General features: G+C 68.9%; 20 protein-coding genes. 19 read left to right on the top strand and 1 reads right to left on the bottom strand.

Going from position 1 to position 17,680, the window contains the following annotated elements; all coding sequences use genetic code 11:
• The 19 genes from E3T40_RS08240 to csrA form a co-directional block, all read left to right on the top strand.
• On the top strand, positions 1 to 533 hold a 533-nt coding region (locus E3T40_RS08240), incomplete at its 5' end, for a C40 family peptidase (RefSeq protein WP_134543117.1).
• A complete protein-coding gene (locus tag E3T40_RS08235) occupies positions 530 to 2,011 on the top strand; it encodes a flagellar hook-length control protein FliK (RefSeq protein ID WP_134543116.1) in 1,482 nt (493 codons plus the stop codon). The genes E3T40_RS08240 and E3T40_RS08235, both read left to right, overlap by 4 nt.
• Before the next feature lie 58 nt (positions 2,012 to 2,069).
• Complete coding sequence (locus tag E3T40_RS08230; RefSeq protein WP_370287898.1) at positions 2,070 to 2,525, top strand: flagellar hook capping FlgD N-terminal domain-containing protein; 456 nt, start codon at positions 2,070 to 2,072, stop codon at positions 2,523 to 2,525.
• 53 nt (positions 2,526 to 2,578) lie between these two features.
• A complete protein-coding gene (locus E3T40_RS08225) occupies positions 2,579 to 3,751 on the top strand; it encodes a flagellar hook protein FlgE (protein WP_134543115.1) in 1,173 nt (390 codons plus the stop codon).
• A 93-nt stretch (positions 3,752 to 3,844) separates the two neighbouring features.
• On the top strand, positions 3,845 to 4,195 hold the full coding sequence (locus tag E3T40_RS08220) for an HPF/RaiA family ribosome-associated protein (protein WP_104171307.1): 351 nt from the start codon (positions 3,845 to 3,847) through the stop codon (positions 4,193 to 4,195).
• Between the two features lie 75 nt (positions 4,196 to 4,270).
• Positions 4,271 to 5,866 (top strand): ABC-F family ATP-binding cassette domain-containing protein, encoded by a 1,596-nt coding sequence (locus tag E3T40_RS08215; RefSeq protein WP_134543114.1) that lies wholly within the window; start codon positions 4,271 to 4,273, stop codon positions 5,864 to 5,866.
• Between the two features lie 390 nt (positions 5,867 to 6,256).
• Positions 6,257 to 6,568, top strand: a complete 312-nt coding sequence (locus tag E3T40_RS08210; RefSeq protein ID WP_104171347.1) for a flagellar FlbD family protein — start codon at positions 6,257 to 6,259, stop codon at positions 6,566 to 6,568.
• Entirely contained in the window at positions 6,568 to 7,416 is an 849-nt protein-coding gene (locus tag E3T40_RS08205) for a motility protein A (protein ID WP_134543113.1), read from the top strand. Before E3T40_RS08210 ends, E3T40_RS08205 begins: the two co-directional genes overlap by 1 nt.
• Positions 7,413 to 8,348: a flagellar motor protein MotB gene (locus E3T40_RS08200; protein WP_134543112.1), complete on the top strand. Its 936-nt coding sequence runs from the start codon at positions 7,413 to 7,415 to the stop codon at positions 8,346 to 8,348. The genes E3T40_RS08205 and E3T40_RS08200 overlap by 4 nt, the downstream gene beginning before the upstream one ends.
• Positions 8,349 to 8,418: 70 nt before the next feature.
• Positions 8,419 to 9,297 (top strand): flagellar motor switch protein FliM, encoded by an 879-nt coding sequence (locus E3T40_RS08195; protein WP_241981715.1) that lies wholly within the window; start codon positions 8,419 to 8,421, stop codon positions 9,295 to 9,297.
• Entirely contained in the window at positions 9,294 to 9,998 is a 705-nt protein-coding gene (fliN, locus tag E3T40_RS08190) for a flagellar motor switch protein FliN (RefSeq protein ID WP_104171302.1), read from the top strand. Before E3T40_RS08195 ends, fliN begins: the two co-directional genes overlap by 4 nt.
• A complete protein-coding gene (locus tag E3T40_RS08185) occupies positions 9,999 to 10,517 on the top strand; it encodes a flagellar biosynthetic protein FliO (RefSeq protein ID WP_134543110.1) in 519 nt (172 codons plus the stop codon). It begins immediately after the preceding gene.
• A 50-nt stretch (positions 10,518 to 10,567) separates the two neighbouring features.
• Entirely contained in the window at positions 10,568 to 11,362 is a 795-nt protein-coding gene (fliP, locus tag E3T40_RS08180; protein WP_174722128.1) for a flagellar type III secretion system pore protein FliP, read from the top strand.
• Positions 11,362 to 11,637: a flagellar biosynthesis protein FliQ gene (fliQ, locus tag E3T40_RS08175; protein ID WP_134401507.1), complete on the top strand. Its 276-nt coding sequence runs from the start codon at positions 11,362 to 11,364 to the stop codon at positions 11,635 to 11,637. The genes fliP and fliQ overlap by 1 nt, the downstream gene beginning before the upstream one ends.
• Complete coding sequence (locus E3T40_RS08170) at positions 11,637 to 12,395, top strand: flagellar biosynthetic protein FliR (RefSeq protein WP_104099308.1); 759 nt, start codon at positions 11,637 to 11,639, stop codon at positions 12,393 to 12,395. Before fliQ ends, E3T40_RS08170 begins: the two co-directional genes overlap by 1 nt.
• Positions 12,396 to 13,520 carry a flagellar biosynthesis protein FlhB gene (locus E3T40_RS08165; protein WP_134543109.1) on the top strand — a complete coding sequence of 375 codons (1,125 nt, stop codon included), beginning with the start codon at positions 12,396 to 12,398 and terminating at the stop codon, positions 13,518 to 13,520.
• A complete protein-coding gene (locus E3T40_RS08160) occupies positions 13,517 to 15,568 on the top strand; it encodes a flagellar biosynthesis protein FlhA (protein WP_134543108.1) in 2,052 nt (683 codons plus the stop codon). Before E3T40_RS08165 ends, E3T40_RS08160 begins: the two co-directional genes overlap by 4 nt.
• Entirely contained in the window at positions 15,543 to 16,580 is a 1,038-nt protein-coding gene (locus tag E3T40_RS08155) for a hypothetical protein (protein ID WP_134543107.1), read from the top strand. The genes E3T40_RS08160 and E3T40_RS08155 overlap by 26 nt, the downstream gene beginning before the upstream one ends.
• Positions 16,581 to 16,589: 9 nt before the next feature.
• The gene (gene csrA / locus E3T40_RS08150; protein WP_104099312.1) at positions 16,590 to 16,850 is read left to right on the top strand and encodes a carbon storage regulator CsrA; all 261 of its coding nucleotides are present in this window, start codon (positions 16,590 to 16,592) and stop codon (positions 16,848 to 16,850) included.
• 91 nt (positions 16,851 to 16,941) lie between these two features.
• Here csrA and E3T40_RS08145 read toward each other — a convergent pair.
• Positions 16,942 to 17,680: DUF222 domain-containing protein (locus E3T40_RS08145; protein ID WP_134543106.1), on the bottom strand; the 739-nt coding region annotated here is incomplete at its 5' end.

Here is a 17,680-nt window from a genome sequence, read left to right as displayed (position 1 = left end):
ACGCCCTCGCGACGGCGTCGGGCGCCGCCGCGGTCCGCCCGGCCGCGCCGAACCCGGGCGGGGCCACCGGCGCCGACGTGGTCGACGCCGCGAAGAAGTACCTGGGCGTGCCCTACGTCTTCGGCGGTGAAGACGCCAGCGGCATGGACTGTTCCGGGTTGGTGCAAACCGTGTATGCCGAAATGGGCATAGACGTGCCGCGCCTCGTGTCGGGCCAGATGAAGATCGGCACCGAGGTCGGTTCCCTCGCCGAGGCCAAGCCCGGTGACCTGATCGTCACCGGCGGCGGCGAGCACATCCTGATCTACGCCGGCGACAACAAGGTCATCCACGCGCCCTACGAGGGCCGCACGGTCTCACTGGTCGAGGCCTACATGGACGACTCCGAGATCGACACCATCCGCCGTGTGATTCCGGATGCCCCGGCCGCCACCGCGAGCCCGGCGTCCTCGAGCACGGCCTCCGCTTCGTCAGCCGCCGGCAGCCAGCTCAGCGCCGCACTGGCCTCATTCATGAACGGAGCCTCCCGATGAGCGCCACGTCCGTCCGGCTGGCGCCGGCGCCCCACACCGCGGGGCAGGCGCAGGCGCTGGCATCCGCGTCCTCATCCGCCGCCGCGTCCTCATCCGCCTCCTCCGCCGCCTCCCCCTCGGCTTCGCGTGGCCCGCTGGGTGCCCGCCCGGGTGCCGGCTCATTCGCGTCCGTGCTGCAGGACACCCTCGCGGGCCCGCGCACCTCCGCGATCGCGTCTCCGCCGGGTTCCGCATCAACCTCATCCCGGGCTCCCGAGCCGACCTCGGAGCGCACAGCCGAACCGGCCTCCGGACCGACCACTGATCTGAGGAACGCCCAGACCGGCGCGGCGCCGGCCCCGGAGCACCAGCAGCCGAGCGCCATCCTGCCTCCCGCCGGGTTCAGCCTCCCGCCACTGCCGACCGGTGCGAAAGCCACCGGGGCGATAGCCACCGGAGCCGACAGTGCTGCCCTCGCCGACTCCGTCGGGACCGAGGCCGTGACCATCCCGACCGCCGCCGCCGGCACCGCCGCCGCCGCCGAGACTTCCACCATCGCTGCCACCGGATCCGTAGCCGACTCAGACTCCACGGAGACGTCCGCCGCAGACTCCAACACTTTCACCGCAGCGAACGCCGCTGGCGGTACCGCGCTTCCGGCCGGGGCTCTCGCTGCCCCGATGCCGGTGCCACCCGCACCCGCCGCCGTAGCGCCCGTCGCCACCGCAGGGCCCGGTGCCACCGCAGGGCCCGTAGCCGAAACGGCATCTTCCGCCGGAGCGACTGTCGCGGGCACGGCGCCCACGGGCCTCACGGCGCCCACGGGCCTCACGGCGCCCACGGGCCTCACGGCGCCCACGGGCCTCGGCGCGGCCGCAGGGACATCCGTCGCCGGTGACCGCGCGGCCACCGTGAACCTGAACCAGGCCGAAGCCTCGGCGACTGCCGCCCTGCTCGTGCCGCTCGGCACCCCGGCCACGGCGGCCACCCCGGCCACCGCCCCCCTTGTGCCGCCCGGCGCCCCGGCCTCGGCCCCGGCAGCACCGCCCGCGCCACTGGCCGGCCAGGTGTCCCGACCCCTGTTCACCCTGGTGGGCGCCGCCAACGGCGACCACGTGCTGACCATCAGCGTGAGTCCCGACAATCTGGGCCCGGTCACCGTGCGGGCTCACGTGCGCGGGGAGCACATTCGGGTCGAGCTGTTCGCGCCCACGGACCTGGCCCGAGAGGCGCTCCGGGCCATCCTGCCCGACCTGCGCCGGGACCTGTCGGGCGGCGGGCTGAACGCGCAGCTCACCCTGTCGGCCGACGCCCGCGCCTCGGACCCCTCGGCCTCCCGACAGGGCGGACCCGACGCCCGCCAGGAGCGGCCGGCCGAAGACGACAGGGCGACCCGAGGTGACCGTGCGGCCGGCCCTGCCGCCGACCGTGCCGCCGACCTCAGACTGTTTTCCCTGCGCGCCGCCGGCTCACACACCACCATCGACGTTCTCGTCTGACCTGCTGCCACCTCAGACCCCACCGACACAGACCCCACCATCCCAGAAAAGAGATCCTTTGACCATCGACGCAGTGGCAGCAGCCGCCCCGGCCGGGATGTACTCGACCGCCCCCGTGCGCGCCCCGAAACAGACCCTGGATTCCGAGGCGTTCATGTCGTTGCTGGTCACCCAGCTGCGCAACCAGGATCCCAGTTCGCCCATGGACACCAACCAGATGATCTCTCAGACCACGCAGCTGGCCATGATGGAGAAGCTCGCGGCGCTCTCAACGACCGCCGACGAGAATTTCTCCCTGCAGATGCGCGTCGCCGCAGCGGCCCTGGTCGGACAGGACGTCACCTTCACGCGGGCCGACGGCACTGTGGGCACCGGTACCGCCTCGAGCGTCTCCTACGCCGGGGCCGTTCCCCAGGTCACCATCGACGGGACCCTCGTCGCCCTCGACCTGGTGACCGGCGTCACCTCGGGCGCGAGCGCCGCCGCCGGCACCACTCCCGGCCTCTCCGCCTGACCCACACCTCACATCCGTTCTCGTTCTCGTTTCCCACCGAAAGGCAGCACCCCATGCTTCGCTCCCTGTACTCCGGTATCTCCGGCCTCCGCTCGCACCAGACCATGCTCGACGTCACCGGCAACAACATCGCCAACGTCAACACCACCGCGTTCAAGGCGTCGGCCGTACAGTTCCAGGACACCCTTTCGCAGCTGAAGCAGGGTGCGGGCGGCCCCCAGGAGCAGGTGGGCGGCACGAACCCGGCTCAGGTCGGGCTCGGCGTGCAGGTGGCCGGGATCGCCACGAACTTCTCCCAGGGCTCCGCGCAGTCAACCGGGCGGGCCACCGACATGGCGATCTCCGGCGACGGGTTCTTCGTCACCCAACTGGCCGGCGAGACGCTCTATAGCCGTGCGGGTGCCTTCGACTTTGACGCCGAGGGTCGCCTGGTCTCCCCGGACGGTGCGATCGTGCAGGGCTGGAACGGCGCCAACGGGCAGATCAACGAGGGTGGCCCGGTGGGCAACATCACCCTGCCGCTGCAGGCCATGATCCCGGCGAAGGCAACCGGTGGCGTCACCATGGTCGGAAACCTGCCGGCGGATGCGGCGGCAGGCTCCGCCATCGTGCGCGACGTCAAGGTCTACGACGCGCTGGGTGCCGCCCGTACCCTGTCGGTCACCTTCGCGCGTACGACCACCGGCTGGATCGCGAGCGGCACCGACGCAGTGGGTACCGGCTCCACGGCCTTGACCCTCGATGCAGAAGGTGTGCTCACGGCAACCGGTCCGTTCATCGTGAACGACGTCAAGGTGAATCTGACCGCCCTGACCGGGCAGGCGGGCCTGAGCACGGCCACGATCAGCAGCCAGGACGGTTCCACGGCGGGTTCCCTCCAGTCCTTCACCCTCGGCAAGGACGGAACCCTGGTGGGCCTGTTCAGCAACGGCAGCCAGACAGCCATCGCCCGCATCGCCCTGGCCACCTTCACCAACCCGGGCGGCCTCGAGAAGTCCGGTTCCTCGGCCTACCGCGCCACCTTCAACTCGGGCCAGGCGGCTCTCGGCGCCCCCGGTGACGGCGGCCTCGGCTCGCTCAGCGGCGGCACCCTCGAAATGTCCAACGTCGACCTGTCGCAGGAGTTCACCAACCTGATCGTCGCCCAGCGCGGCTTCCAGGCGAATGCGCGCATCATCACCACCTCCGACGAGGTGCTTCAGGAGCTCACCAACCTGAAGCGGTAGCGCCTACGCCGATAACCGGCGTCGGCGGGTCGTCAGGCCGCACATTTTTGCGCGCCATACTGGAATGACTGACGTTTCAACTGAGGAGCAAAGATGCAAATCCTGGTCAACACCGACAACAACATCGCGGGTACGGACGCAGTCGTGGCGGAGGTGGAGTCCTCGGTCAAAATTGTTCTGGCCCGGTTCAGCTCCCGGTTGACGCGGGTCGAGGTCCACCTCAGCGACGAGAGCGCAGGCAGGGCGACGACCGACGACATCCGTTGCCTGCTCGAGGTGCGTCCCGCCGGGGGCAACCCCCTCGCGGCGACCGACCATTCCTCCACGATGACCGGGGCCGTCAGCGGTGCGCTGCACAAGCTGGCCAGCGTGCTCGAGACCACGTTCGGTCGCATGGACGACCACAAGGGCGCATCCGCCATGGGTGACGACCACACGCCCTGAACCGCCTGCCTGACACGGTAAAGTTGGCCGTCCGCCTCGCCCGGGGGCTGAACCGAACCCGAGAGGACGGCCACAGTGAGCCTGATCAGGCTGAACGACGTCAGCATCCGTTTCGAGAACACCCAGATTCTGCGTGAAGCCTTCTTCCGACTGGAACCAGGCGACCGGGTTGGACTGATCGGCCGCAACGGGTCAGGTAAGTCGACGATTCTCAAGCTGGTCCTCGGCCAGGTGAGCGCGGATGCCGGCACCGTCACCCTCGAGGCCGGCACCCGGGTTGGCTACTTCTCCCAGTTCTCCGAACTGAACGGCGAATCCACGATCACCGAGGTGCTCGACGGCCTGTTCGCCCCGATCAAGGCCCTCGAGGCCGAGCTCGCGTCGATCGACGCCCAGATCGCGGCGGATTCCGCGCAAAGCGCCGAACTCGACCGGCTGATCCACCGCCAGGCCGAGTTGTTCGAAGACATGGACCGCCTCGATGGTTGGGACTACCCGCGGCGTATCGACGCCGCGCTGACCACCCTCGGTTTCGACGAGGCCCACCGCGTCTGCGCCATCGATTTGCTGTCCGGCGGTTGGCGCAACCGGGCGGCGCTGGCGAAGATCCTGCTTGAGCGGCCCGACGTGCTGCTCCTGGACGAACCAACCAACTACCTGGACGTCGCCGGCGTCGAGTGGCTCGAGGCCTGGTTCCGCTCATTCCGCGGTGCGGCCATCATCGTCTCGCACGATCGCCGGTTCCTTGACGGGGTCGTCACCCGCATCATTGAGGTCGAGAACTACCACCTGCACGAGTACCCCGGCAACTTCGGCGACTACGTGGTGCAGAAGCAATTTCGCCTGAAAACCCTCGAGCTGCAGTTCCTGCACGAGTCGGAACTGCTCGCTTTCGAGGCGGAGGGGATCAGCGACCGCCGCGAGGCCGCAAAGGCTGCCAGCCGCACCCTCGACAGCCAACTCGCGCACATCAAGAAGACCCGCAGCCCGCGGCCCGTCGACACGATCATCACCGAGATCTACGGCGGGCTGCACGTGAAGGACTCGCTCTGCCGCATCGAGTCGCTCAGCAAGTCCTACGGCGAGAAGGCGCTGTTCGCCGACCTCACCTTCGAGATCCGGCGCGGCAACCGCATCGTGGTCCTGGGCTCCAACGGCAGCGGCAAGACCACCCTGCTACGGGTTCTGGCGGGGGAGGAGAAGGCCGATTTCGGCGAGGTGGCCTGGGCCTCCGGCGCCGCCGTGGTCTCCTACAACCAGGTGCTCGACGGCCTTGACGACGATGACACCGTCAGCCACTCCGTGAACGCGATGCCGGGCAGTCTCGCCTTCACAGCGACCCGCAAGTCCGTCAACCGGTTCCTCGCGATGTTTCAATTCTCCGAGGCCGACCTCAAGCAGAAGATCGGCAACCTCTCCGGCGGGCAGCGGGCCCGCGTCGCCATGGCACAGTGCTTGCTGTCGGGGGCCGCTGTGCTCCTGCTCGACGAACCGACGAACCACCTCGACATGGCCAGCACCCAGGTGATGGAGCGCGCCCTCATCCACTTTCCGGGGGCCGTGGTGGTGGTCAGCCACGACCGGTTCTTCACCGACAAGATCGCCACCCGACACCTGATCTTCGGCAGCGACGCGGCCGCGCCCGGCGAGATCCTGGTGCGCGCGGCGTAACCAATTCGACGGAGATTTTCGCGACAGAGCGCGGTTTTCTCGTCTTTGAGTGCGTTTTGGGCAGAATCTCCGTCGAATCAGTTCGACGGAGATTCTGCCTCTCCACACTCTTCCGTGTGTGCCGCCCCGGCGGAGCCCGTGTGTGCGGCCAACTCAGGACATCCGGCGGCCGGGTTGACCGTCCGCCGCGGACCTGTGCGGAAGCAGACCGGATTTCCGGCTCGGCCAGACGGATCTCCTGAGTTGGCCACAATCGGCGACGGATGTGGTCGTGCGGCTTTCCAGGTCAGGTCACGGGCTCGATGCGGCCGGCAGCTAACGCGCCCGGCCGGGCGGCCGACAGTGAGGCGTAACGGTTGCTGGAACCGTTCTGAACCCGGGGTGGACACCATGATCGTTGTGACGCGGCTGAACAACAGCCAGTTCGCGATCAACCCGGACCTGATCGAGCGCATCCACGCGAGCCCCGACACGACCCTGGTCATGGTCGACGGCGCCAAGTTCATCGTCACGGAGACCCTCGACGACGTCATCGAGAAGATCGCCCGGTTCCGGGCCCATGTGATCTCGCTGGCCTACCTGACGCCGGATGCCGACTACCGGCCGGGCATCCGTTCGCTCGAAATCGTCGAGGGGCCGCACGCGATCGAGGAAATCATCGAACCGGGCAGCACGGTTCCCGCCCGCCCGCGGAGGCTCTGATGGATCCGGCAACCCTGGTCGGCATCGCCATCGCCTTCGGCTCACTCTTCGCCATGATCACCCTCGAGGGCAGCAGCCTGCACTCGATCCTTCTGCCGGCACCGATGATTCTCGTGTTCGGCGCCACCATCGCGGTCGGCATCGCCGGCGGCACGATCAGGGACGCGATCTCCGCGTTCAAAGCCGTGCCCGCCGCCTTCATCGGCAAGACCACCCCGCCGCAGCAGGTCATCGACCAGGTCGTCGGCTTGGCCGAGAAGGCGCGCAGTTCCGGTCTGCTCGCCCTCGAGCAGGAGGCTGATAACGTCGCCGACCCGTTCCTGCGTGGCGCCCTGCAGAACATCGCCGACGGCACCGACGGCGATGAACTGCGCATCCTGCTGGAAGACGAGCTCGCGACCGCCACCAAGGAGAGCCGCAACGCTGCCAAGTTCTTCACCAGCCTCGGCGGCTACGCGCCCACGGTCGGCATCATCGGAACCGTCGTCTCGCTCACGCACGTGCTCGAGAACCTCGACACCCCGTCCACCCTCGGCCCGATGATCGCGGCCGCGTTCGTCGCGACCCTGTGGGGCCTGCTCACGGCCAACTTCCTCTGGCTGCCGATCGGCAGCCGGCTCAAGCGCCTCAGCGACATCGAAGTCGAACGGATGACCCTGCTCCTGGAGGGTGCGCTGGCCGTGCAGGCAGGCAGCCAGCCTCGGCTCCTCGGCGAGAGACTGCGCGCCATGGTGCCCGCGCCGGCCTCCGCCAGGGCAGGCAAACCGGGCAAACCGGGCAAACCGGGCAAACCCGGCAAGGGCCCCAAGGCGGACAAAGTGGACACGTCCCTGCCGAAGGCCGCATGAGCGGGCACGGACGCGGGCACGGCCGCAGGCGGGGCCTCGAGGAGGAGCACGTCGAGCACGTCGACGAGCGGTGGATGGCGTCGTACATGGACATGGTCACCGTGCTGATGTGCATGTTCATCGTGCTGTTCGCGATGTCTTCCGTCGACCAGGAGAAGTTCCTGCAGCTGAAGAACTCGCTCGCGACCGGGTTCGGGGCCACCGACGTCGGCAAGGTCGACACGGCCAAGGGCGTGGTCGTGACCAAGGACAAGGTCGCCCAGTCCGAGGTGACCGGGTTCACCGACATCGACCTCGCGGCGGCAGAGGTCACGGACCTCACCGCGGTGAAGGACGCCCTGCAGGCCGCAGTGGATGCCCAGGGCGTGGCCCAGGAGGTGCAGTTCACCATTGACGACCGCGGCCTGGTCATCGGGCTGATCGGCTCCGAGGCGTTTTTCGAACCCAACCTCGCCAACCTGAGCCGCCAGGCCGTGCAGGTCCTCGACGCCGTGGCGCCGATCCTCTCCGCCAACACCCGCGAGGTGAAAGTGGAGGGCCACGCCGACCGGCACGGCGTCACCACCAACTACCCCACCGACTGGGAGCTATCCGCCGGCCGGGCGACCGCCGTACTCCGCCGCCTGGTCGAGTTCGGCGGCGTGGGTCAGGAACGGATCTCCGCCGTCGGCTACGGCTCGGCCCGGCCGGTCGCGGAGGGAGCCGATCTGGCGGCCCAGGCGCAGAACCGACGGGTCGACGTGGTGCTCCTCTCCAGCCAGCCGGAGGCGGTGCGCACGCTGATCCCCGACATCGTCTCGGGTTTCACCGCCGCCGGCACGGAACCTGCTGAAGACACGGGAACCACGGAAACCGTGGACACCACGGAAAAGACGAAAACCACGAAGACCGCGGGAACCGAAGTCGACAAAGACGCGGAAAAAGCACACTGAGCTGCTAACCATCCGTTTGCCCTGACCGATAGTCCTCACCGTGACGGTCCAGGAACAAGCAGTGATTGGTGTGCCCGCTTCGGCGAAGCGCACGGTCGAGGTGTACGACTTTCGTCGCCCGACAACGCTCGCACGCGAGCACTCCCGGGTGCTCGAACTCGCCTTCGAAACCTTCGCGCGCCAGTGGGGCACCCAGCTCACCGCCAAGGTGCGCGTCATGTCCCAGGTGAAATGCGACCACGTGCTCATGCGCACCTACGACGAATACGCGTCGTCGCTGCCTGCCACGACCGCCATGGTGCTCTGCCCGGTGAGTGGCATCCCCGCGAAAGCCGTCGTGCAGTTCCCGACCTCCGCGGCCCTGTCCTGGGTGAGCCACATGCTGGGCGGAACCGCGGTCACCATGCCGCCGGAACGGGCGTTCACCCAGATCGAGCTGGCCCTGGTGCGCCGGCTCATGGACGACGCCCTCGAGGACCTGCGTTACTCGCTGGGTTCCCTGCTCGTGCACACGATCACCGTCGGCGGCATCCAGTACAACTCCCAGTTCGCCCAGGCCGCGGCCACCGCCGACCTGATGATCGTCGCCAGCTTCACGATGCGCATCGGCGACGCGTCCTGCGCCGCCACGGTCGCCCTTCCGGCGGAGGCACTGTTGCCTCAACTCGTCGAGTCGGCTCCGGAGACCGGAAGTGCCGACCCGGCCGACCTGCTGCGCGCCCAGCTGGCCCAGGTTCCGGTGGATGTCTCCTTGCAGCTGACGCCCGCGCTGGTTCTGCCCAGCGTCGTGCTGGGTCTCGCCGTGAATGATGTGCTGCCCCTTCCGCACCCCCAGCACCGCCCGCTCGACGTGGTCGTCGACGGCCACACGCTCGCCCGCGCCGCCGTCGGTTCCAACGGCTCCCGACTGGCCTGCATCGTCATCGACACCGAGGAGTCCACCCCATGACCGTCATCCCCATCGCCGTGCAGACGGCAGCCGTCGAGGCCCTGCTGGACGTGCTCCCCACCGTGACGCGGCTCCGGGCCGAGCCCTGCTCCGGTGCCGCTCTCGCCGGCCGGCTCGGCACCGCCGCGGTCGCCTCCTTCGTCGGCGTCACCTCCGCGGATCTCGCCGTCGTGCTTGCGGACCCGGCCGCGCTCGACTCCGCGTCCGGCCTCGATTCCTCGCTGATCTCCCGTCAGGACGTGCTGCGCCCGGCGTTGGAGAGCGCGTCCGGCGTCTTCGGGATCGGGGTCCTGGGGGACACCCGGTCCGACGACGCCACGGCCCTGTTCGCGGATCCCGCCACCAGCGTCTTCGAGCTGTCCGGCGACGGCCAGATCACCGGCTGGTTCGCCGTGCGGCTGCGTGACAACGGCGTCTCCAACGGTGCGGCCAGGTCCAGCCAGTCCGTGTCCGGCAAGCTCGGCCGGATCAACAGCGTGCAGATGTCGTTGACCGTGGAAATCGGGCGTACCCGCATGTCGGTGCGCGACGTGCTCTCGCTCGAACCGGGGGCCGTCATCGAACTCGACCGGTCCGCCGGGGCTCCCGCGGACATCCTGCTCAACGGCCGGCTGATCGCGCACGGCGAGATCGTGGTCGTCGACCAGGACTACGCGGTGCGGATCACCCAGATCCTCGATGTGGCCGAGAGCCTGACCTAGGTGGACACCATCCTGGTCGCGCTCCGGGTGGCGCTGTCCCTGGCCGCCGTGCTGGGGCTGCTCTGGGTGCTCCAGCGCAAGCTGACGAAGGGCTCCCTCGGTGGCCGCATCCCGAACCTGGTCACCGTGGTGGGCCGGCAGGGCGTCGGCCAGAAGGCATCCGTCGTCGTCGTCGACATCGAGGGCCGCCGGTTCGTGCTCGGCGTGACCGAGCAGTCGGTCAGCGTGCTGCACGACGGTCAGGCGCCGACGGATGCCGCGGCGCCCCTCCCGGCGCCCCTCACCGCCGCCCTCGCCGCTACCCTTCCCGGACGCCGCGCGCACCACGCCGCGGCCGACTTCGCCCGCGAGCTCGACCAGGCAACGCACGCCGGCGCCACTCACGACGGAGAGGAACTCACGCCGCCGCTCATCCTCCGGCCGCGCCGGGACCGCGCCATTCCGGGCCGGATCGGCGGGTCGATCCTGTCTCCCGCCACCTGGCAGCAGACCGCTGCCGCCCTCCGGCAGGGCCGGTGACACTCGCGGCCGTGCGCCCGGATCGAAGCCGGGACATCGCCCGGTACCTGATGATGGCGGCCCTCGTGCTCGTGATCGTCGTGGCGTTCGTGCTGCTCGTTGCGCCGGCGGGCCATGCCGCCCCGACCGATCCGGTCACGCCGACCGACCCGGTCACCCCCACGGAACCGGGCGGCGGCGGGCTCAACGTGCAGATCAACGGCCCGAACGGCGAACCGTCCTCGGCGATCGTGACCCTGATCGGGATCACCCTGCTGTCGGTCGCGCCGGCCCTGCTGCTGATGATGACCAGCTTCACGAAGATCTTCGTTGTGCTCGCGATGACCCGCAACGCGCTCGCGCTGCCGTCGATCCCGCCGAACCAGGTGCTGGCCGGCCTGGCCCTGTTCCTGTCGCTGTTCATCATGTCGCCCATCCTCACCGACATCAACGACGGCGCCCTGCAGCCGTACCTGAACGGCACCATGTCCTTCGACGACGCCGTCACACTCGGCTCGAAGCCGCTACGCACGTTCATGCTCGCGCACACCCGGGAAGAGGACCTCGCCCTGATGACCCGGGCCGCCGATCAGCCGAACCCGGAGACGCGCGAGGCCGTGTCGCTGCTCACGCTGATCCCGGCGTTCATGATCTCCGAGCTGCGTGCCGCGTTCATCATCGGGTTCGTCATCTTCGTGCCGTTCCTGGTGATCGACCTCGTCGTGTCCGCGGCGCTGATGTCGATGGGCATGATGATGCTGCCGCCGGTGATGATCTCGCTGCCGTTCAAGATCCTCCTGTTCGTACTCGTCGACGGCTGGGGTCTGATCATCACGACCCTCGTCTCCAGTTACCGAGGTGGCTGATGGACGCCAACGCCGTCCTCGACATCGGACTGCAGGGCATCCTGATCGCCGGCAAACTGTCCGCGCCGATCCTGATCACCGCCCTGGTCGTCGGTTTCGCCATTTCCCTGCTGCAGTCGATCACCCAGATCCAGGAGGTGACGCTGTCGTTCGTGCCCAAGGCCATCGCCGTGGCTGTGGCGCTGATCATCTCCGGGCACTGGATGATCTCCGAGATGGTGTCCTTCACGGAGATGCTCTTCGCCAAGATCCCCGGCCTCATCGGTGGCGGCTGATGAACATCACCCTTGACTTCGCCTGGATCGAAGCCACCATGCTCGCGGGCGTGCGGATGGTGGCGTTCCTCATTGTGGCGCCGCCGTTCTCCTACAACGCGTTCCCCCTGCGGATCAAGGGCATGCTCGCCCTCGGCCTGGCCCTGGCGGTTTCGCCTCGGGTCACGCCGGGCTGGGTCTCGCCCGACACCGGCGGTTTCTTCGCCGCCCTGCTCCTCGAGATCGTGGTCGGCGGCCTGCTCGGCTTCCTCGTGCTCGTGGTCTTCTCCGCCATCCAGTCCGCCGGCAACCTGATCGACATGTTCGGCGGCTTCCAGCTCGCTCAGGGCTTCGACCCGCAGGCCATGGTCAACGGTGCCCAGTTCACGCGGCTGTACCAGATGACCGCGCTGGCGCTCCTATTCGCCTCGGGCGGCTATCAGCTGATCCTTGGCGGCATCACGCGTACGTTCGCGGCCCTGCCGATCGGGGGCGGCATCGACCTCGCGGTGCCGATGCAGACCATCACAGTCGCGGTCGGCCAAATGCTGCTCTCCGCCGTGCAGATCGCCGGACCGCTGATCGTCGTCCTGTTCCTCGCCGACGTCGGCCTCGGCCTGCTCACCCGGGTGGCCCCGGCCCTCAACGCGTTCGCGCTCGGGTTCCCGCTCAAGATTTTGATCACGTTCACGCTGGGCGCCGCCGGGTTCGTGGCCCTGCCGCGCATCGTCGCGTCGCTGACCGACGACGCCGTCGCCACCATGCTGGGGGTGAGATAGCTGTCCGACTCCGGTGAGAAGACCGAACAAGCCACCGACAAACGGATGCGCGAGGTGCGGTCCAAGGGCCAGCTCTCCAAGTCCCAGGACCTGACCGCGTGGATCGGCATCGGCGCGGCCGCCGCCATGGCCCCCGTCACCATCGGTCTGGCCGCGGACGCCGGAACCGACCAGATGATCCGTATTCGCAGCCTGGTCGCCAACCCGCAGCCGGACCTCGCCGTGCAGATGCTGGTGGACTCGCTGGCCTCGATGGGAACCATCCTCACCCCGATGCTCGCGACGGTCTTCGTGGTCGTCCTCGTGGGCGCTGTGGCGCAGGGCGGCGTGCACTTCAAGAAGGTCGCCGGAAAATACGAGCAGTTCAACCTGGTGACCGGCCTCGGTCGCACCTTCGGCAGCCAGGCCGTCTGGCAGGGCGTCACGGCGCTGCTCAAGACAATCGCCGTGGGTCTCGTGCTGGTGCTCGTGGTGCAGGGGCTCGCTCCCATCCTGATGACGGCCGGGGGACTGCCCGTCTCCGTGCTGATCGGAGCGGCCAGTGACGGCGCGACCGCTCTTGTGCAGTCGGCTGTCATCGCCGGTCTGGTACTCGCCGCCGCGGATGTGTTCGTCGTGATGAAGCGCAACCGCAAGCGCACCCGCATGACGAAGAAGGAAGTCACTGATGAGAACAAGAGTTCCGAGGGTGACCCGATGGTGAAGTCGCAGCGCCGGGCCCGGCAGCTCGCCATGAGTCGCAACCGCATGATCGCCGCCGTCGCCACGTCCGACGTCGTGCTGGTCAACCCCACCCACTTCGCCGTCGCTCTCCGCTACGAGCCGGGCAAGTCCGCCCCCCGGGTCGTGGCCACGGGAGCGGGAGTGATCGCGGCGCGCATCCGGGAACAGGCGGAGACCGACCGGGTCCCCATCGTGCGGGACATCCCGCTCACCCGTGCCCTGCACAGCGCCTGCCAGCTGGGTGACGAGATCCCGGTGGAGCTCTACAACGCCGTCGCGCAGGTGCTCGCCTTCGTGCTCGCGCTGAAGTCTCGCGGCTCTGATGCCGGCGAACGCACCGGCCGCGGTTCCCGCGCGCACACCCCGAACGATCGTGTCCTGACGGCCGGAGGCCACCGATGAACAGCAATCTCGCCAAACTCGCGGTGCCGGTCGGGGTTGTCGGTATCATCCTGCTGCTCGTCGTGCCGGTGCCCGCCGTGCTGCTCGACGTGCTGATCATCGTCAACATCCTCCTGGCGCTGGTCACACTGCTGACCACGATGTTTGTCAAAAAGCCCCTCGATTTCTCCGTTTTCCCGTCGCTGTTGCTCGTCGCCACCCTGTTCCGGCTGGGCCTGAACGTGGCCTCGACCCGGCTCGTGCTCAGCGACGGCTACGCCGGGCAGGTGATTGCCGCGTTCGGCGACGTCGCCGTGGGCGGGTCGCTCATCATCGGCGCTGTGATCTTCCTGATCCTCGTCGTGATCCAATTCGTGGTGGTCACCAAGGGTGCCGAACGCGTCGCCGAAGTCGGTGCGCGGTTCACCCTCGACGCCATGCCCGGCAAACAGATGGCCATCGACGCCGACCTGAATGCCGGCCTGATCACCGACGTGCAGGCCAGGGAACGCCGGGCCGAGGTCTCCGCAGAGGCGGACTTTTACGGTGCCATGGACGGCGCGTCGAAATTCGTCAAGGGTGACGCGATCGCCGGCATCGTCATCATCATCATCAACCTGGTCGGCGGCATCGCGATCGGCATGATTTCGCTCGGACTGTCCGTCACCGAGGCCATGAGCACCTACTCCCTGCTCACCATCGGCGACGGCCTCGTGACGCAGATCCCGGCCCTGCTGATGGCGGTCTCGACCGGCATGATCGTGACCCGCTCCAACGCGGAGTCCGACATCGGCGAGGCAGCCTCCGGCCAGCTCACCCAGTCCCGCAACGCACTGATGATCGCGGGCTGCGCGGCCCTCCTGATGGCCCTGATCCCGGGCATGCCGATCATCCCGTTCGTGGTGATCGGGCTGGGTCTGATCCTCTTCGCCCGCCGGATCAAGGCAGGGGAGAGCCGCGACCAGGCGGGCCGGGATGCCGGTGTCGCCGCCGAGGCGATGGCGCCCCGCTCCGACACGCCAGAAGACCTGATCGAAACCATGCGGGTGCACGCCCTGGAGATCCTGCTGGCCCCTGACCTCGTCGACCTTGTCTCCGGAGCCCAGGACGACCTCCTGGCTCGCGTGCGTGCCCTGCGCCGCAAGGTTGCCATCGACCTCGGCGTGGTGGTGCCGCCCGTGCGCACCCGCGACAGCATGGACCTGCCCTCCTCCACCTATTCGATCCGGATCGCCGGCGTGGAGGCCGGCCGCGGGGTCGCCCCGGCCGGCAAGGTGCTCGCCCTCGGCGACGCCCTCGACTCGTTGCCGGGCCAGGCCACGGTGGAGCCCGTGTTCGGCCTCACCGGCAAGTGGGTGCCCAGCGAGATGCGGCACAGCGCGGAGATGACCGGGGCCACGGTCATCGACCGGGTGTCGGTGCTCATCACCCACCTGTCCTCGATCATCACCGGCAACGCGGCGAGGCTCCTCACCCGCGAGGACGTGCGGATGCTCACCGAGGGGGTGCGGCTGGTCAATCCGTCCGCCGTGGAGGATCTGATCCCCGGGCTGCTCTCCCTCGCCGAGGTGCAGCGCGTGCTGCAGGGTCTGCTCGCGGAGCAGATCCCGATCAACGACCTGCCCCGCATCTACGAGTCCCTCTCCCTGCGCGCCAAGGTGTCGAATGACCCGGAGGGCCTGATCGAGACGGCCCGTCAGGCGCTGGGCCCGGCTCTCACAGCGCAGTATCTCGACGACGGGCTGCTCCGGGTGATCATGATCGAGCCCGCCTTGGAGCAGTCCATGCTCGAGGGGATGCGTCCCTCCGACCAGGGCACCCAGATCATGTTGGAGCCGAACCGGGTCGACGCCATTCTCGGGTCGCTGAAGGAGGCGCTGGGCAAAGTGGAAGCGGCCGGACTCTCCGCGGTGCTGGTCTGCGCGCCGGCGCTGCGCCCGGCCATCCGTCGACTGGTGTCGGCGCAGTCCGGCGGTATCTCCGTGCTGTCCTATCAGGAGGTCACCTCGGCGAACGTGGCCATCGAAACGGTGGGAGTGGTACGTGGAACCGAGTCGATTTCAGCTTGAGGGTTCATCCCTCCAGGAGCTCAAGGCACGCATCCTCGCCGAGCACGGGGCGGATGCGCGCATCGTGGCCGCCGAACGGGTCACCGTCGGCGGCATCAAGGGCTTCTTCGCCCGCCGGCACATCGAGGTCACGGTCGAGGTGCCGGAGCGGCGGCGGCGCGCGGCGCACTCCCGGCTCGACGTGCAGGCCCGGCTCGGCATCGCCGCGCTTCTCGACGATGCCGACGCGGCGGAAGCGGGCCTTCACCGCGCCGCGGCACCCGTCTCCTCCCCGCCCCTGTCGACCGCGACGGACGGCTTCGCCCGACTGATGGACGAACTCACCTTCGCCACCCAGGAACCCCACCCGCCGGTGCTGCCCACTCCCGCGCCGCCCGCCCCCGACCCGGCGGCCGCCCAGGGGGGCGGCAGGCGCAGGGACGCCCGGCTGAGAGAGAACGAGCAGGCGGCCGCCGAAGCGGCGGTGCCGCGGCCGCTCCCGGGTGTCGGAAACCTCGTTCTCGTCGTCGGGTGGCAGGATGCCGCGGTGCGGATTGCGCGGGAGCTGGCCGTGGCGCATGGTTCGGCTGAGGTCCTCGTGGCCGGCGCGATCGACGTCGGAGCGCCTGCCGCGGCCGGGCTCGCGCGCATCCTCGACCGGCGCACGGCGCTGGAGGCACGGGCCAGGGGAGTCAAGCTCGGACAGACCGGAATTCTGGCCTTCGGTCTGGGTGCCGACCCGGCCACGGCGGACATCTACGCCGCATTGGTGGCCGCGCTCGGTGCCGAGCAGGTCTGGCTGGTCGTCGATGCCGGCCGCAAGCCCGCAGACACCGCCCGGTGGGCGGCCGAGGTTGCCCAGAGCGTGCACGTCGACGCGATCGCGGTGACGGGCTATGGCGACACCGTCTCGCCTGAGACCGTCGATGAGCTGCAGATCCCGATCGGCTGGGTCGACGGCGCCCCCGCCGAGGCCAGCACCGTGGCCGGAATGCGGCGACGGCTCGCGGGCCGGCCCGACCGGTCAAGCTAGGCTGGACGAGTGCTGGTTCTAACACGCAAACAGGGGGAGAAGATCCTCATCGGTGACGACATCGTCATCACCGTTCTCGACGTGCGCGGTGACAGCATCCGGATCGGCGTCGACGCTCCCCGGGGCGTGCGCATCCAGCGGGACGAGGTGCTCCGCGCCGTGACCGAGGCGAACATCGCGGCGAGTCTCGCGGGTCAGGGCGATGACGACGCCGAGGCCCGCCTCAAGGCCACCCTCGCCCTCCTTCCCACCGCCCCGCCCGCCGAGTAGCACGCCGAGTAGCACGCCGCGCCCCGCCGCCCCCGCCGCCGCCCCCGTCCCGGTGGTCGAGCCTGTCAAGATCCGGTGCCAGAGCCACGCCCTACAGCCCCACCGCCTTGCTCGGCAGTGCGATCAGTGTCTGTTCCGGATCGTTTTCCACCGGTGGCCGGAGCCAATACTGGGTTCCCGTGCGGGTGATCTTCCAGTGCTGGTTGTGCAGCAGCAGATGGTGCGGGTGGCAGAGCAACACGCCGTCGGCGAGGTTGGTGTCTCCGCTGTCTGTGAGCCATTCGTTGATGTGGTGGGCTTCGCTCCAGGCCGGTGATCGGTCGCAGCCGACCCAGAGGCATCCGCCGTCGCGCACTCCCATCGCGGCGCGTTGTTTCTCGGTGAAGAGTCGTTCGTCACGGCCGACGTCGATGATCTGGCCGATGTCGTCGAACTTGATGCCGCGGGTGCCNTTGATGCCGCGGGTGCCGGTGTCGCAGAGCAACCGGTCGATGGTTTCCTGCGAGATCGGGATCGGGTTGCCTTCGATCTGCCCGTGAGCGGCGGGTTCGGCGGCACCCGGCTCGCCGGGTTCGGCTGTGAGAGCCTTCTCGGTCACGATCACGCGCACCGCCGGGCGGCGGCCGCCGAAGACCCGGCTTGGGTCGGCCTCGCCGGCGATCTTCAGCAGCTGCACGAGGGAGTCCGCGTTGATCTGCTCGGTGCTGCGCGGGTCGTCCTGCATTTTCTTTGCCCAGGCGGCGCGTTCCGGGTCGACGAAGCGCACTCCGCCGCGGCGGGGTCCGGTGATGGAGTCGAAGGTGGAGAGCACGAACTCGCCGTCTTCGGGG

The sequence above is a fragment of the Cryobacterium sp. TMT1-19 genome (assembly GCF_004403055.1).
Taxonomy (GTDB): Bacteria; Actinomycetota; Actinomycetes; order Actinomycetales; family Microbacteriaceae; genus Cryobacterium; species Cryobacterium sandaracinum.
Note: the sequence above shows the minus strand (reverse complement) of the source record. Positions and strands in the feature narration are given on the sequence as shown.